General features: G+C 59.3%; 14 protein-coding genes. All 14 read right to left on the reverse strand.

The annotated features are described in order from the left end of the window. Nucleotides 1-207: 207 nt before the first annotated feature. On the reverse strand, nt 208-1,680 hold the full coding sequence (locus tag JOH52_RS29385; RefSeq protein ID WP_010967426.1) for an NAD-dependent succinate-semialdehyde dehydrogenase: 1,473 nt from the start codon (nt 1,678-1,680) through the stop codon (nt 208-210). Between the two features lie 81 nt (nt 1,681-1,761). Continuing rightward, complete coding sequence (locus JOH52_RS29390; RefSeq protein ID WP_013845764.1) at nt 1,762-2,841, reverse strand: ABC transporter ATP-binding protein; 1,080 nt, start codon at nt 2,839-2,841, stop codon at nt 1,762-1,764. Beyond that, nucleotides 2,838-3,638 (reverse strand): ABC transporter permease, encoded by an 801-nt coding sequence (locus JOH52_RS29395; protein WP_014528554.1) that lies wholly within the window; start codon nt 3,636-3,638, stop codon nt 2,838-2,840. The genes JOH52_RS29390 and JOH52_RS29395 overlap by 4 nt, the downstream gene beginning before the upstream one ends. 1 nt (nt 3,639) lies before the next feature. Further along, the gene (locus JOH52_RS29400) at nt 3,640-4,515 is read right to left on the reverse strand and encodes an ABC transporter permease (RefSeq protein WP_014531691.1); all 876 of its coding nucleotides are present in this window, start codon (nt 4,513-4,515) and stop codon (nt 3,640-3,642) included. Nucleotides 4,516-4,607: 92 nt separating this feature from the next. Further along, a complete protein-coding gene (locus tag JOH52_RS29405) occupies nt 4,608-5,618 on the reverse strand; it encodes an ABC transporter substrate-binding protein (RefSeq protein WP_014531692.1) in 1,011 nt (336 codons plus the stop codon). A 37-nt stretch (nt 5,619-5,655) separates the two neighbouring features. Next, complete coding sequence (locus JOH52_RS29410) at nt 5,656-5,982, reverse strand: NIPSNAP family protein (RefSeq protein WP_003536940.1); 327 nt, start codon at nt 5,980-5,982, stop codon at nt 5,656-5,658. Nucleotides 5,983-5,987: 5 nt separating this feature from the next. Further along, on the reverse strand, nt 5,988-7,451 hold the full coding sequence (locus JOH52_RS29415) for an aldehyde dehydrogenase (protein WP_010967420.1): 1,464 nt from the start codon (nt 7,449-7,451) through the stop codon (nt 5,988-5,990). 5 nt (nt 7,452-7,456) lie between these two features. After that, nucleotides 7,457-8,497 (reverse strand): LLM class flavin-dependent oxidoreductase, encoded by a 1,041-nt coding sequence (locus JOH52_RS29420; RefSeq protein WP_014531693.1) that lies wholly within the window; start codon nt 8,495-8,497, stop codon nt 7,457-7,459. After that, nucleotides 8,494-9,429, reverse strand: coding sequence for a flavin reductase family protein (locus JOH52_RS29425; protein ID WP_015242446.1), 936 nt, complete (start codon nt 9,427-9,429; stop codon nt 8,494-8,496). Before JOH52_RS29425 ends, JOH52_RS29420 begins: the two co-directional genes overlap by 4 nt. Beyond that, nucleotides 9,426-10,259, reverse strand: coding sequence for an alpha/beta fold hydrolase (locus tag JOH52_RS29430; RefSeq protein ID WP_014528549.1), 834 nt, complete (start codon nt 10,257-10,259; stop codon nt 9,426-9,428). Before JOH52_RS29430 ends, JOH52_RS29425 begins: the two co-directional genes overlap by 4 nt. 18 nt (nt 10,260-10,277) lie before the next feature. Continuing rightward, nucleotides 10,278-10,880 (reverse strand): amino acid synthesis family protein, encoded by a 603-nt coding sequence (locus JOH52_RS29435; protein WP_014531696.1) that lies wholly within the window; start codon nt 10,878-10,880, stop codon nt 10,278-10,280. 310 nt (nt 10,881-11,190) lie between these two features. Continuing rightward, nucleotides 11,191-11,928 (reverse strand): IS21-like element helper ATPase IstB, encoded by a 738-nt coding sequence (gene istB / locus JOH52_RS29440; RefSeq protein ID WP_012477343.1) that lies wholly within the window; start codon nt 11,926-11,928, stop codon nt 11,191-11,193. 12 nt (nt 11,929-11,940) lie between these two features. Then, complete coding sequence (istA, locus tag JOH52_RS29445; RefSeq protein WP_014531024.1) at nt 11,941-13,470, reverse strand: IS21 family transposase; 1,530 nt, start codon at nt 13,468-13,470, stop codon at nt 11,941-11,943. A gap of 480 nt (nt 13,471-13,950) precedes the next feature. After that, nucleotides 13,951-14,646 (reverse strand): GntR family transcriptional regulator, encoded by a 696-nt coding sequence (locus JOH52_RS29450; protein WP_014528546.1) that lies wholly within the window; start codon nt 14,644-14,646, stop codon nt 13,951-13,953. Nucleotides 14,647-15,709: the final 1,063 nt, after the last annotated feature.

The raw sequence follows: 15,709 nt of genomic DNA on the forward strand, positions 1-15,709 counted from the left end.
CTATCGGACACGTCTACATGGCAGACCACGCGGACAGAGGCAGTCCTTCGAGCGATACAAAGCAGTCAAGACAGCCTGAGGCTGCTTTAAGCGTTCTGGCGCTGGTCATCCCTCCAATAGATGCGATACGCGACATTCGAAGCGTACACCGGGAACATTGCCAGTACGTTGTACCGGACCCTCACCAGCAATTCGCTCGTCGCGCGCTCAAATACTGAGGCAAAGATACTTGGTTTCCACATAGTCATCGATGCCGTATTTGGAGCCTTCGCGGCCTTGCCCCGACTGCTTGACACCGCCGAAGGGCGCTACTTCCGTAGAGATCAGGCCTGTATTGATGCCCACCATGCCGTATTCTAGCGCTTCCGCCACGCGGAATACCTTACTCACATCCTTGGAGTAAAAATAGGATGCTAAGCCGAACTCGGTCTTGTTGGCCATACTGACAACTTCATTCTCGGTCTCGAACTTGAAGAGCGGCGCGACTGGGCCGAACGTCTCCTCGCCAGCAATCTTCATGTCCATGGTGGCTCCGGTCAGGACGGTCGGCTCGAAAAACAATCCGCCCCGCGCATTGCCGCCCAGAACCAGATCGGCACCCTTCGTCACCGCGTCCCGGATATGTTCCTCGACCTTGGCGAGAGCCTTTTCGGAGATCAGCGGGCCAGCGTCGACGTCCGGCTCAAACCCGTCGCCGATCGTCATCTCGCTAACCTTGGCAGTCAGCCTCGCGGCAAAGGCGTCGTAAATTCCGGCCTGCACGAAAATCCTATTGGCGCAGACGCAGGTCTGCCCGTTGTTGCGGTACTTGGCGACCATGGCGCCTTCGACAGCGGCGTCGAGATCGGCGTCGTCAAAGACGATGAACGGCGCGTTGCCTCCGAGTTCCAGACCCAGCTTCATGATCTGGTCGGCGCCCTGGCGCATCAGTATTTTGCCGACGTTGGTGGAGCCGGTGAAGGTCAGCTTGCGAACCTTGTCATTGGCACACATTTCCTTGCCAACTTCCGCGGAATCGGTCGACAGGATAACGTTGAAGACTCCGGCAGGCAGGCCGGCGCGTTCTGCGAGCAAGGCTAGCGCCAGCGCCGACAGCGGCGTCTCCGCGGCAGGCTTCGAAACCACTGCGCAGCCTGCGGCAGCGGCAGGCGCCAGTTTTCGGGCGAGCATCGCATTCGGAAAATTCCACGGCGTGATCGCCGCCACGACCCCGATCGGCTGTTTGAGGACGATGATGCGCTTGTCCGGCTGGTGGCCCGGAATCGTGTCGCCGTAGACGCGCTTCGCCTCCTCGCCAAACCACTCGACGTAAGACGCGCCGTAGAGAATCTCGCCCTTCGCCTCCGTAAGCGGCTTACCCATTTCCATCGTCAGGATGGTGGCGAGGTCGTCGGCATTGGCAACCACGAGGTCGTAGAGGTTGCGCAGCACCGCGGCGCGTTCCTTGCCCGTCTTCTCCGCCCATGCCCTTTGCGCCGCGTGGGCCGCATCGATCGCACGTGCGGTTTCGGACCGACTCATGTCGGGCAAGATGGCGATGACCTCGCCGGTCGCCGGATTGCTGACATCGAACGTCTTGCCGCTGTCGCTTCTGTCAAGCCATTCGGCGCCGATCAAACCCTTGTCGACAGCGAGGCTGGGATCCTTCAGTTTGACGAGAAGTGTTTCCGAAATCGTCATGCGTAGGTCTCCTGGTGCGTCGCCTTGTTTCCGGGCCGCTACTGTTCCATCGCCAGGCGTCTCACCGAAATAGCGGCTATTTCACTGACCGAAAACGTGCGCCGACCCGGCATCGAATCTGAGCCAAACGGCATCTCCCCGATTGAGTCCCGAGATCGCTTCATGACCGAAGGGAAGGCGGACGGACAGGTCGTTGCCTTTGCGGGTTTTCGTGGCCACATGGACGTTGTTGCCGAGGAAGGTGATATCGCTGACCGTGACCGGCAACCCGATGTCTGACTTCGTCTTTGACAACAGTAGCCGCTCCGGCCTCAGCATAAGCGCCGCTTTGCTCCCCGAAGAAGCAGTCCCATGAAGCGGAATGTTCGAAAAGGTCATGGAACCGCACACAGCAATCTCGGCTCGGCCATTGACCATAGAGACCACGTCGCAAGGGAGAAAATCGCTGTCTCCGATAAACTCGGCCACGAACCGAGTGGCCGGGTTGGCGTATAGTTCCGGCCCTGTGCCGATCTGATCGATCACGCCCTTTGAGAAAACGGCGATGCGATCGGAAAGACGAAGTGCCTCCTCCTGGTCATGCGTGACATACAGGATTGTGACTTCCGTCTGCTGGTGGATCCGGCGGATTTCGTGCTGGATCTCCTCGCGCAGCTTTTTGTCGAGGGCAGAAAGCGGCTCATCCATCAGCAGCACTGGCGGGTCATAGGCGAGTGCGCGGGCCAAGGCCACACGCTGCTGCTGGCCGCCGGACATCTGAGCGGGCTTACGGTCCTCAAAGCCTTCCAACCGGACGAGCTTCAGCATCGCGCGCACCTTGGCGTCGATCTCCGCCTTCGGAAGACGCCTGACCTTTAGCGGAAAGGCGATATTCTCGCCGACGGAAAGATGCGGAAACAGCGTGTAGCGCTGGAACACCATGCCGATATTGCGTTTGTGCGAAGGCGTCGCCAGCAGCGTTTCGCCATTTAGCAAGATGTCGCCGCGCGTCGGGTTCTCAAAGCCGGCCAGGATGTAAAGCGTCGTGCTTTTTCCGGATCCCGAAGGGCCAAGAAAGGTCAGGAATTCCCCCTGTGCAACATCGAGAGTAACATCTTGCACGGCCGTCACCGGGCCATACTCCTTGCGGATGCCGCGGATCTGTAGGAAGGGTCTATTCATGATTTTAATCCTTTACGGACGATGGCGACGAGCACCATCAAAAGTACTGTCAAGAGGATGAGAAGCGTGGAGGCGGCGGCAACGACCGGCGTTAAATCCTGCCGCAAGGTCGACCAAACCTTGACGGGAAGCGTCTGAAGCGTCGGGCTCGCCATGAAAATTGCGACGACCACTTCGTCCCAAGAGGTGAGGAAGGAAAATATTGCCGCGGAGAAAACGCCGTGGCTGATGGCCGGCAGCGTCACACGGATTTTGGCTTCGAAAGGCGAAGCGCCGCACAGAACGGCGGCATCCTCAATCGATTTATCAAAGCCCTCGAGCGCATTTGTGATCGACAGGATTGAGAACGGCAGTGCCAGCACCAGATGGGAAATGACGAAGCCGGTGAGGGTTCCATTGAGACCTATCTGCAGGAAGAAGGCGTATAGCGCCACGGCTAGCACGACGACGGGCAGGATCATCGGCGTCAGGAATAGCGCCTTCAACGCTTCCCGAAACAAGAACCGCCCGCGGTTCAGACCAAAAGAAGTGACTAGACCGAGAAGGACCGACAGCACCGTAACGATGAGTGCGATGCGGAAGCTCGTCCAGGCGGAGTCCAGCCAACGGGGATCTTCGAGTAGCTCCTGGTACCACCTGAGCGTCCAACCGGGCGGCGGGAATATCAGCCATTGCGACGAACCGAAGGAGAGTGCCGCTATGAATAGGATGGGGAGGAGCAGGAAGGCAGTTGTCAGCAACGTGATGCCGATGAGAACGAGCTTCCACCAGCCCAGACGGTCGAAATTCAGGAGCATGTCAGCGCCCTCCCATCCGGTTTTTGCCGAAGAAACGAAGCTGCACGGCGTACAGCGCCAGGGTGACGACCAGAAGCACCAGGGCCGCCGCGCCGCCCATGCCCCAGTTGACGAGAGACTGCACGAACTGTGCGATGAGCTCCGCGAGCATCATGTTCGAAGTACCGCCGAGCAGCGCCGGCGTAACGAAGTAGCCGAGCGACATCACGAAGACCATAAGCGCACCTGCCGCCATGCCCGGCATTGCGAGCGGCAGCAGCACGCGCACGAGCGACTGCCAGCGATTGGCGCCACAAAGAGCAGCCGCCTGCAGGATGGCGGGATCGATCTTCCGGATGACGCCATAGAGCGGCAGGATGATGAAGGGCAACATGATGTAGGTCATGCCGATCGTCACTCCCGTCAGGTTGTTGACGAGCGGAAGCGGCGTATCGATGAGCCCCATTCCAAGCAGCATCTTGTTGATGACACCTGTGCGCTGAAGCAACACCATCCACGCGTAAGTACGCGCAAGAAGGTTCGTCCACATGGACAGAAGCAGAATGGCGAACACAATGGATGCCGCGCGGCTGGGCATGATGGCCAGTGCCCAGGCGACAGGAAAGCCGATCAGCAACGAGACAAGTGTGACGAGGCTAGAAACGATGAAGGTGTTTGCGAATATTCGCAGGTAGGTTGATGAGCCCAGCAATTCGGCATAGTTGCCGAGACCCGGCACCGGCTCTGTGACGCTGCGCGTTAACAGCATGGCGACCGGCAGGACGAAGAACAGGATCAGCAGTCCTAGGGCTGGCAATGTCAGGTCAAAGTCGGTCAGCCGCCGGACCTGTGCAGGCGAATACGGTCTCCCACTCCCGGTTTCGGTCTGCGATACCATTGTTTCTCCTCCCTAAACGCAAGGCGCGCCGCTTTCCGGCTGCCGGAGCGACCGGAAGAACGCCACAACGTCCTTCCAGCCGTTCCCAATGATTACTTCGCCTGCCAGGCGTACCAGCGCTCGCCGATGGCATCGCGATTCTCGGCCCAGTAGTTCATGTCCGCATTCACTTGGCTTGCCGTCTGCGCGTCCGGCAGGGTCTTCGCTAATTCCGGATCCATCATCTTAGGCGAATCCAAGTTGATCGGCGCGTATCCTGTGATCTTTGCAAGGTCGGCCTGAGCTTCTGGCGATGTGGCGAGCGCTATGAACTGCATGGCCGCTTCTTTGTTCTTCGAGCCCTTGGGGACTACGAGAGCGTCGGCGGCGGTGATGTTCTGTTCCCAGGAAGTCTCGACATTGATGCCGCTTTGCGCGAGCGCCGTCATTCGGCCATTCCAGACGCTACCGAAAGGCGCTTCGGCGGAGGCGAGGAGCTGTTGCGACTGCGCGCCGCCTGACCACCAGATGATGTCGGACTTAATCGTGTCGAGCTTCTTGAAAGCGCGATCCAGATCGAGCGGATAGAGTTTATCGGGCGATACACCGTCGGCAAGCAGGGCGGCCTCGATGACACCCGGCGCGGACCACTTGTAGAAGGCGCGCATCCCTGGGAATTTCTGGGCGTCGAAGAGGTCCGCCCAGGTCTTGGGGCAGGCATCGACCGCATCCTTGTTGCAGCCGATGACGAAGGAATAATAGAAGCTGCCAACCGAATAGTCGGTGACGAAGCGCGGATCGAGCTTGGACTTGTCGATGACAGAGAAGTCGAGTTTCTCGAGGAGGCCCTTCTTGCCGGCCTGAGCGGCGTAATCGCCCTCGACGTCGACGACGTCCCAGGTGACGGCGTTCGCCTCGACCATAGCCTTCAACTTGCCGTAATCGGTCGGTCCGTCCTGCAGCACGTTAATGCCCGTCTTTTCGGTAAATTTCTCGGCCCAGGCGATCTTCTGCGCGTCCTGCGTGGTCCCTCCCCAACTCGTGAAAACGAGATCGGCAGCCGTCGCCGGCATCGCTGTAGCAATCGTCGCGGCAGTGGCCGCCAAAACAAATATCCTATTCATGTTCCCTTGCTCCGTGTTCCGGTTTTGCTTGGTTGTTCTAAGACGCGACGGCACCTGTCGGCGAAAATCGCGCCGCCTTCATGATCTTATTTTCAGCGACTTCTATCAGGTCGCGTATCTTGGGAAGAAAATCCCGCCAGGCCGCATCGTTCATGAGTGCGGCTCGCCGACGCTCGCGCTCATCGAGGCTCGGATAAGCCCAGATATGGACGATCTCGTTGATCGGCCCGATTTCGGAGAAGAAGTAGCCGACAAGTTCGCCGAGATGCTTCCTCTGGATGGCTATCCCTTCTTCCTCGACCACCTTCAGGTAGGTAGGGATCGCGCCATTCCTCAGCCGATAGGTGCGGATCTCGTAAAACATCGCTCTCACCGCATCACGAAGGGATCAGGAATTGGATCGTCCGACGTCCTGAGCCAAACGGTCTTGCTCCGGGTATAGTCGAGCGCCGCCTCCAGGCCGCCCTCACGCCCGTGACCCGAGAGCCCGAAGCCGCCGAAGGGCGCGACCGGGGAGACCGCCCGATAGGTATTGACCCAGACGATTCCCGCGCGAATTCCCTTCATGAGGCGGTGCGCTCGGGTGAGATTCTGGGTGAAGACCCCGGCTGCAAGGCCGAAGCGAGAGTCGTTGGCGAGATGGAGAGCTTCAGCTTCTGTCTCGAAAGACAGAACCGAGAGCACAGGACCGAAGAATTCGTTCTCGAGGGACGGCGATGCGCTGCCGTCGCAATCGAGAATGGTCGGGCGATAATAGAACCCGGCGCCCTCCGGCGCTGTGCCTCCGGTCACCAGCTTCGCGCCAGCGGCCAGCGAGCGCGCGACAAGGGTCTTGACGTGGTTGGATTGGCGCTCCGTCGCGAGCGGTCCCACCTCCGTCGACATCTCGAGCGGGCTGCCGATGCGAATTGTCTCTGCCTTGGCCTTCAGGATCTGCAAGAAGCGGTCCTTGACACTTTTCTCGACGATCAGCCGTGAGCCGGCCACGCAGCTCTGCCCGGTCGCGGCAAAGATCCCAGCGATCTGGGCATTGGCCGCACTTTCAAGATCAGCGTCGGCAAAGACGATGAAGGGCGATTTGCCGCCGAGCTCGAGCGAGGTCGAGGCGAGATTTTCCGCTGAATTGCGTACTATATGGCGCGCCGTCTCCGGCCCGCCAGTGAAGGCTATGTGATCGACCTGCGGATGGCGGCTGAGCGCCGCGCCGCATGATGGGCCGAAGCCGGTGACGATGTTGACGACACCGGCGGGAAAACCCGCCGCATGCACCAGCCGGGCAAATTCGAGAAGCGGCGCCGGCCCGTCCTCCGAGGCCTTCACCACCATGGTGCAGCCGGCCGCCAGTGCCGGACCGATCTTCACGGCCGAAAGGAACAGTTGGCTATTCCACGGCACGACCATGGCCACGACGCCGATCGGCTCGCGGCGCAGCCAGACATCCATGTCGGGCTTGTCGATCGGCAGATAGGAGCCCTCAATCTTGTCGGCGATCCCGGCGTAGTAGCGATAGTAGTCGGCGACATAGGCGATCTGCGACGAGGTCTCGCGGATGATCTTGCCCGTGTCACGGGTCTCCAGCTCGGCAAGTCTTCCGGCATTCTCAGCGACGAGATCGGCAAGCTTGTAGAGGAGCTTGCCTCTCTGCGTGGCCGTCAGTGTGGACCATGGCTGGTCGTGAAGGGCGATACGTGCAGCCTCGACGGCACGATTGACGTCCGCTTCCCGTGCCTCTGGCATCTCCGCCCAGGCACGGCCGGTGGTGGGATCGATGCTTTCGAAGCGGGCTTCGCCGTCTGCGAATTCACCGTTGATGTAACACTGGAAGCGCTGCATGTGCCCTACTCCGCAAATGCTGGCATGACATCGGCGATGAAGCGTTCGAGCGAAGCCTTCTTGCGCTCGAAGGTCATGCCTGTGTCGATCCAGAAGGAATATTCGTCATACCCCAGTGCCTCGTAGCTCTTGATGCGGGCGATGACCTCGTCGGCTGCGCCGACGACGTTGTTGCGTCGCATTGCCTCGCCTGAGAGCATGGCATTGGCGGCAATTTCCTCTTCCGGAATCCGATCGATGAGGCCTTGTCTGATCGGTCTTTCGTTCTTGAACCAGGCGAAGAAGTAATTGTAGTATACGCTCATCTCATGAGCTGCCTGCGCGATATCCGCCTCGTCGGAGCCGACATAGGTGTGCCGCAGCAGCATGATCTTCGGTCGCGGGAGCTCTGGATCCTTGGCGCAGGCGTCGTTGAACCGTGCCATCAGGCTCCGAACCTCCTCGTCGTCCTGCCAGAGTGGCGTCACCTGCACATTGCAGCCGTTCGCAACGGCAAACTCGTGCGAGTTGGGATCGCGCGCAGCAACCCATATCGGCGGATGGGGCTTCTGCAGCGGCTTCGGTGACGAGGTCGTGGCCGGAAACTTGAAGAACTCGCCGTCGTGGGCGTAATCACCCGCCCAGATCCCCTTCACCGCCGGAATGAGTTCGCGCATGCGCTGCCCAGCGCTCCAGGCGTCGAGGCCCGGCAGCAGCCGCTCGTACTCGAAGGAATAGGCGCCGCGGGCAATTCCGATGTCAAGCCGACCCTCGCAGATCAGATCCGTCATTGCGGCTTCTCCCGCGAGCTTGATCGGATGCCAGAAGGGCGCGATCACCGTGCCGGTTCCAAGCCGCGCGGTCTTAGTGCGACGGGCAAGGTCCGCAATCGTTACGAAAGGATTCGGCGCAATGGTGAACTCCATTCCATGGTGTTCACCGGTCCAGATCGCGTGCATGCCGCCTTTGTCGGCGATTTCGCACAGCTTGATGAATTCTTCGTACAGCGTCTTGTGGTCTTGCGAAGCATCCAGGCGCTCCATGTGAACGAAGAGCGAGAATTTCATGAGTGTGCGTCCTTCTTCGCGATCGGATGGACCGTGCCGCCGGTCTCGTCGCCGAAATACATGCCGAAATTGCCGATAGAGCTTTCGAGTACGAAACGATTGATGATATCGGCGGTCGCGCTGCTGCTGAACTTGGCCGCAGCCAGCTCCGCCGGCCTGACAAACCGGCCTTGTCGTGGTGCACCGTCGCTGGCAAGCGCGTGGTAAACGATGTTTTGACGACCATCGCTCTTGTCCTCGTAAACCGAGTAGAGAAATCCGATGGTGACGTTCAGCCCGGTCAGTTGTTCGAGAAACGCGGCAAGCGTGCGCGCTGGATCGCCGCCTTCGACTGTGCAATTCGGAAGCGACAGGGTTTCATTGCCTGCCAGAAATACAGCGCCCTGCTGTTCGAGCACCGCACCGAGACGAATTTCTCCCTCAACGGCAGCGGAAACCGCCTTTCCTGCCAACCTCGGCGTGAAGTAGCCGCCCCGGGCGTAACCCAGGCCATTGAGGCCGCTGTTTTCGAAGGCGGTAACGCGACCAATTATGATGACATGATCGCCCGCCTCGATGATGTCCTGCATCGAACACTCGAACCAGGCTGCCACATCTGAGAATATCGGGCAGCCGTCCCGGCCAAGCCGCCAATCGACCGCTGCAAACCGATCCTCCACGGGGCGGGCAAATGTATTCGAGACGTCTTTTTGCGTTTCGGACAAGACGTTGATGGCGAAACGCCCTGCCGAAGTCATCGATTCATAATTGCGCGAGCTCTTGGCAAGGCAAACGAGCAGCAGCGGCGGATCCAATGAGACGGACGTAAAGGAATTGGCCGTAAAGCCGATTGGCTTGCCTGCCGCATCGCTCGCCGTCACCACCGTCACTCCGGTTGCGAATGCGCCGAACGCGTCTCGCAAGGCTCTCGGGTCGAAAACTTCCGCAGTCATCTCGGTTTCTCCCTGGAAGTCAGCCATTCGGACATCAACGCGTTGACGATCTCGGGGGCGGTTAGATTGACCATATGTCTGTGACCATCGACAATGCGTGCCCATCCCTTTGGCGTCACAGACGCCATCTGTTTGGCCATTTCCGGTGTCGAATTCGGATCTCCCGAGCCCGTTAGGAAGAGAGCCGGGCATTCGACGGACGGCCAGCAGTCTGCATAGATCTCATCGCCCCCCGCAAAGGCGGCATAGGCAATCGCGTATCCTTCCGGATCGACCATCTCCAACCATGTTCGTGTTAGCTCTCGAGCACGTTGGCTCTCCGGATCCTCGCCGAACCACCGCTCCAAAGGCCCTTCCGCGTCGACCCCGTTTTTACGGATAGCTTCAGCGCGCGCCAGGACTGCAGCTTTCGCCGCGGCGTCGCGGCGATAAACGCCGTTGAGATAAGCGACACGAGTGATCCGGTCGGAAAATGTTGCCACCGCGCCTCCGGAAATAAGTGCACCCATCGAATGTCCGGCGATACTCGCCCGTGCGATGCTCAGGTCTTCCAGGAAGCAGCCAAACCAAGCAACATAGTCCCGCACCGTGCTGCCCGCTGGGATTTTTTCGCTTGCGCCATGCCCCGGCATGTCTAATGCGAAAACCCGGTGGGTTTTTGCGAAAGCCTCGATTTGTGGCGCCCAAGCCTCTAGGCGCATACCAACGCCGTGAATGAGGATTAACGTCTCTCCATCGCCGGCTTCGAAATAGGCGGTGCCGCGCGCAGTGGTCTTGCGCGGAAGGGAGGCGCCGCCCTCCCCGAATGTGTGTGATGTAACCGTTTGCATCGAGGTGTCCACCGCCGCTCAGACGCCGGCCGGATTGGTGACATCTTGCCCAAGCTCCTTCAAATCCTCGTAACGGTCGCCGATCCGGTGATGAGGACGTCCGCCAGTCGAGGCGCCAAGAGCCACCACGATTTCATCGGCGGCTGGGGCATCGGGTACTGCGGTCTGGATCGTCAGGTAGTGCGAACGGCGCCCCTCGTCGTTCTTGTCCATCAGGGGGATCATGATGGGGGCATTGGCAGGGCCGCGCGTATTGCAGAAGGCCAGGTATGATTTGGCGCCAACCGCTTGGCGATAATGATTGCCGAAACGCAAGGTATGGATGAGCGCCGAGGCATGCTCGATTTCGCCATCAATCCCGACCACGGCGGCTTTCCCATAAGCTTCAACCGCCTCGGCGGAACCAACGGCATCGATGATCATCCTAGTTAGAAGCTCGCCCAGTACCGGTGCCGCCCTGTGAATCTCCGGCCTCAGATCTTCGACGAAGCCGTGCCCAACCCACGGATTTTTCACCACCGCCACCGCCGAAAACAGCTTTAACGGCAGAGGGGCGGCTTTCCCGCCCTCGATCAGGGTCGTTTCCATCTGGAGAAGCGTCTTGCGGATCTGAACGGGCATAGGACATCCTTCCTGTGAGCTATTTGATCTTATGGTATGCCATCATATAAGACAGTCAAGTGGCTCTTCAACGCAAAGCCCGAATTCCGGCCAAGTGCCCGATTTTGGTAGGAAAAAATTTGCGATTGAGGGCGAACGCAAACCGAGCGCTTTGATCGCGGTCGGTTTTTTGCAGCGGAATGCGTGCCGATTCCGATGAAGCCGCCCCTTTGTTCCGAGATGATTGCGCCCCCGGTTTCCGGGATGATCTCGCCCCCTGTTTAGTGGGGTCTGCAGGCGATGATTGTTGTCAGTTCATTCAGGCGAGGTGTCAAGCTTTGCGCGGTAGATTTCGGCGCAGACTATCGCCGCTCAATTCGATGCGGTGGGCATTGTGGACCAACCTGTCGAGTATGGCATCGGCGTAGGTTGGGTCGCCAATGACGCCGTGCCATGCGGACACGGGAAGTTGGCTGGTAATGATCGTTGATTTGCGTCCATAGCGATCTTCGAGGATTTCCAGCAGGTCGTGGCGGGCCTGTTCGTTGAGCGGCTCGAGCCCCCAATCATCCAGTATCAGGAGCTGAACATGGCCCAAGGTTCGTTGCAGGCGGGCGTAGCGGCCATCACCACGCGCGAGCGCAAGCTGGGCAAACAGCCTTGGGACACGCTGATAGAGAACTGAGCGATCGTCTCGGCAAGCCTTGTGGCCGAGAGCGCAAGCCAACCAACTCTTTCCGACACCCGAGGGTCCGCAAATGGCCAGATTGTCATGGGCGTTGATCCAGTCGCCACCGAGCAGCTTCATGAAGAGAGCACGGTCGAGGCCGCGGTCGGCGCGATAGTCGACATCTTCTGGGGTGGCCTGGTGGCGAAGCTTGGCAAACCTGAGGCGTGCCGCAAGCTTCCGATCGTAACGGGAGCTCCATTCCCGTTCGAGCAGCAGTCCGAGCCATTCGGCGTGCGAGAGATGTTCGGCTTCGCCGTTGGCAACAAGTTCGCCAAAGGCCTTTGCCATGCCGGCCAGGCCCATGGCATTCAATTTATCCAGTGTTGGATGGGCAAGCATCTTTCGTTCTCCTTAGTGGTAATAGCGAGGTCCGCGGATGTTGGCGTGATGGATCGGTTCATGCGGCGCCGCTCCATTTGAGGCAGCCGTCCGGTCAAGGTGATTGTCGAGGATGGATCGCACCGAGCCATAGGTTCGTGCGCCAATCTCCAACGCACGGCCGCAAGCGGCATTGACCCTGTCGCGGCCGAAGCTCTTGTTGAGGCGGATGATGCCGAGGCAAGCTCGAAAGCCCTGCTCGGGATGAGGCCTGTCGGCAAGAATGCGCTCGCACAACAGCGCAACATCCGGCCCCATCGCAGAGGCTTCGCGTTGAATCCGTTCAATCGTCCAGTCGGCAAAGCGGCGATGCGCAGAGGGCATATGATCGGGGATCGTCGTGTGCTTGCCGTTGCCGCTGGAGCGCCGGTGAGCGGCAATTCGCTCGCCCTTGTGGAAGATCTCGATCGTATTGGCGGTGATACGAGCCTCGACCTGCTCGCGGGCAAAGCGATAGGGAACGGAATAATAGTGCCGCTCGATCTCGACGTGATAATCCAGCCCGGCGCGCCGGATACGCCATTCGGCAAAGACATAACGTTCGACAGGCAGCGGTCGCAAAGCCGGACGATCAAGCTCCTCGAACAATTGGCGGCGCGTGGCGCCGACACGGCGCAGAACGCGCTTATCATTGAGATCATGGAGCAATTGGCCAATCGCCGCATTGACCTCGGCCAAACTATAGAAGATGCGATGGCGCAGCCGGCCCAACAGCCAACGTTCGACGATACGAACCGCAGCTTCCACTTTCGCCTTGTCCCGCGGGCGTCGCGGCCGCGTCGGCAAGACGGCGCTGCCATAATGGGCCGCCATCCCGCAATACGTCCGGTTGACCTGGGGATCGAAGTGGCAGGCCTTGATGATCGCTACCTTGGCATTGTCGGGAACCAGCAAGGCTGGCGCACCGCCAAAGAACTCCAGCGCCAGGATATGGCATTCAATCCAGTCGGGAAGCGTCTCGCTCCAACGTGCCTGCGCATATGAAAGGCTGGATGCTCCCAGAACCGCCACGAACAGGTGCGCCTGCCGTGTCTTGCCGGACAGCCGATCAACGACAACCGTGACCGTGTCGCCGGCGTAGTCGACGAACAGCTTGTCGCCGGCCGCGTGATCCTGCCGCATCGTCACAGGCAACTTCATCGCCCAGCCGCGGTAGAGGTCACAGAAGCGACTGTAACGATAGCCCTCCGGATAACGGCTGATGTATTCGTCCCAAAGGATCTGCAGCGTCATATGCTTGCGCTTCAGCTCGCGGTGGACCTGCGTCCAGTCCGGCTCAGGGCTCCGACGATGACCCGTCTTCGTCCCGGCTGCCTTGTAAAGCGCCGCTTCCAGGACTGCATCGCTGATGTCGTCACCCAACGGCCACGATAGCTCCGCAATGGCCGCACGCCGAAGCGTCTCGCGCACCGTCGATGGCGCAGCTCCAACCCGAACCGCGATCGACTTGTGGCCAAGTCCTTGTTCGAAGCGATATCTCAATATCTCGCGGACACGCCGCATCTCCAGTCTCTCCGCAGGCATCCCGTTCCTTCCTCGTCACGTCGAAGGAAGAAACTTCACACCAGCAGAACACCCACGCCAGATGCTTTCCGATGGGGGCGGCATCATCTCGGAATCAGGGGGCGACTATTTCTCGGAATTGGGGGGCGAGATCATTTCGGAATCAGGGGGCGGATTGCCTCGGAATTTGCAGAATGCGGGGGATGACGCATCGTGCGCAAACCCGAGCACGTCAGCAGCGGCCACGTTAAGCGGCGATTCTCATGCGTTCAGAGGATGGCGTTCAGGCGGCGGCACAACCCGAAGGATGTTCCATAGGGCAATACCCACCACATCATGCTGCACAAACGCTACGGATTACCCAACGAGTGCAATCAGAAGAAGGGAGGCGCCAGTCCGCTGGCGGCCAACGAGCAGATCTGAGAGCCAGTGTGAGGTGGGTTGAGGCAGCCTTCGTCGCGGATCGTAGTCGTAACCTCGTCAGTCGCCCGTCTGCTGCGCTGAGAGTACGGCCTCCGCGATGACGGAAGCTCTGGCGACATGATCAAGGGCAGCCTTGTAAGCCGCTTCACCGTCGCCTTTTCGGATGGCCTCAACGATCTTTTCCATCTGTGCCGGTCCTTCGACGTCACGATTCCTAGTCTTGATCGTCATGGAACGGAGATGGTTGATCCGGACGGTCAGCAGGCTGACGACACCCCAGGCAACGTGGCGATCGACCTTGGTAAAAAGCGTCTGGTAGAAAGCGGAGGTGTGATTGAGAACCGCGGGCATATCCTTAGCAGCATAGCTCTGGCGGATGCCTTCCAAGGACGCGTCAAGGGCTGCAACAATGGTCGAGTCTTTTCGCTCCGCACAAAGTCGGGCGGCCATCCCTTCGAGGGCGCCGCGAATTTCGTAGATCTGCTTCGCTTCATTCAGATCTAGACGCGCGACGATCGGCCCTTTGTTAGGCAAGTTCGCGACGAGGCCCTCGGATTCGAGGTGCCGCAGCACCTCACGGACGATTGTACGACTGACACCGAGTTGCGCACACAGATCGCGCTCGACAAGGCGATCACCCGGTCTGAAATAACCGTCTACAATAGCGTCCCGCACCTTGTCGAGCGCCAGTTCCCGCAATGTCTTTGTCGGGCGCTCTACCCGAATGGCATTCCCTGCCAGTGCATCGTTCATCGGCTCACCTCGTCTAAATCCGCCCAATCAGGTATAAGCTCCGCACGAGAACGAATCCGCCCTGCCGTATTATGGCGTACCAGTATATAACCTGGATGCCCCGCTTAAGGCAACTGCCATGACCAGTTGCTCGCGATCACTATCGCGTCGATGTTTCCGATGCGTAGCAACGGGACTCGTGAAGTCCGAATTGCTGGGCCGTGGCCGCACCTATTTATGATGCTTGATATCACCGCATTGAGCCAGGCTCATGATGTCAAAGTTCCGCCGCGGGGCGTGCTCACCATCTCGAGGAGTCGCATTTGACCCCTCGATCACTCCATTATCGCGCCATCGCGTGAACCCTTCGAGCATACAAAAAAATTGAGAAAGGCGAACTACGGCATATCCTGCAATGCAGTGCCGTACCGCGACCGTCGTGCAGGTCTCAATGGGCGTGAAGGTGTCGCCTCGTGCCGCGCGTACATTGAACAATCCATCGGCGGTTGCTACTCAGTGAAGTGCTACTCCTTCGTTCGGAACCACGTTGTATCGTCGGCTCACGACGTGTTCGAGAGGATAGTCGAGAGCCTTGATCCTTTGGCGGGCGGTCGTACACCCAGCTTTGCCGAAGAGAAAATGCCGAACGAGACGCAAAGCGCGTCCGTTCCAGGCAACACCACGCTGTCCGGTCTAATCATTTCCGTACCCGAGACCGCCAGTGGTCCATTCCCTCCCCTACCCTTGGAGAACAAGGGCGAGTTTGTCGACGTCGACAGTTGCGCGGTTGAAAGGTTGAACGGACCGTGGCCACACAGACTTGCTTCTCGCTTCTAAGGTAGCGTGTTCGTTCCTAAATAGCTGAAACATAGCCAATTATCTCTTGATCGACTGATGCGAGCCAATTGGCCTGACTCTTCAACGTTTACTTGTAGGCGCGCAAGCGATAGCGCGGAGATTAGCTCTTTCGCAAGCTGAGAGCGATTGACCCTGCCCGCAAGTTTATCCAATTTTCGCTCCAGCCGTTTCGGGTTGCCCATTCCTAGCGGCGAGTTGCGGTGCGGAGCCATTTCGGCTGCGCAGA

Origin of the sequence: Sinorhizobium meliloti (assembly GCF_017876815.1) — a bacterium.
Lineage (GTDB): Bacteria > Pseudomonadota > Alphaproteobacteria > Rhizobiales > Rhizobiaceae > Sinorhizobium > Sinorhizobium meliloti.

Bases quoted from the DNA above. Each gene is read 5' to 3' on its own strand.
- JOH52_RS29385 (WP_010967426.1), bottom strand. From the start codon at position 1,680: ATGACGATTTCGGAAACACTTCTCGTCAAACTGAAGGATCCCAGCCTC.
- JOH52_RS29390 (WP_013845764.1), bottom strand. From the start codon at position 2,841: ATGAATAGACCCTTCCTACAGATCCGCGGCATCCGCAAGGAGTATGGC.
- JOH52_RS29395 (WP_014528554.1), bottom strand. From the start codon at position 3,638: ATGCTCCTGAATTTCGACCGTCTGGGCTGGTGGAAGCTCGTTCTCATC.
- JOH52_RS29400 (WP_014531691.1), bottom strand. From the start codon at position 4,515: ATGGTATCGCAGACCGAAACCGGGAGTGGGAGACCGTATTCGCCTGCA.
- JOH52_RS29405 (WP_014531692.1), bottom strand. From the start codon at position 5,618: ATGAATAGGATATTTGTTTTGGCGGCCACTGCCGCGACGATTGCTACA.
- JOH52_RS29410 (WP_003536940.1), bottom strand. From the start codon at position 5,982: ATGTTTTACGAGATCCGCACCTATCGGCTGAGGAATGGCGCGATCCCT.
- JOH52_RS29415 (WP_010967420.1), bottom strand. From the start codon at position 7,451: ATGCAGCGCTTCCAGTGTTACATCAACGGTGAATTCGCAGACGGCGAA.
- JOH52_RS29420 (WP_014531693.1), bottom strand. From the start codon at position 8,497: ATGAAATTCTCGCTCTTCGTTCACATGGAGCGCCTGGATGCTTCGCAA.
- JOH52_RS29425 (WP_015242446.1), bottom strand. From the start codon at position 9,429: ATGACTGCGGAAGTTTTCGACCCGAGAGCCTTGCGAGACGCGTTCGGC.
- JOH52_RS29430 (WP_014528549.1), bottom strand. From the start codon at position 10,259: ATGCAAACGGTTACATCACACACATTCGGGGAGGGCGGCGCCTCCCTT.
- JOH52_RS29435 (WP_014531696.1), bottom strand. From the start codon at position 10,880: ATGCCCGTTCAGATCCGCAAGACGCTTCTCCAGATGGAAACGACCCTG.
- istB (WP_012477343.1), bottom strand. From the start codon at position 11,928: ATGCTTGCCCATCCAACACTGGATAAATTGAATGCCATGGGCCTGGCC.
- istA (WP_014531024.1), bottom strand. From the start codon at position 13,470: ATGCGGCGTGTCCGCGAGATATTGAGATATCGCTTCGAACAAGGACTT.
- JOH52_RS29450 (WP_014528546.1), bottom strand. From the start codon at position 14,646: ATGAACGATGCACTGGCAGGGAATGCCATTCGGGTAGAGCGCCCGACA.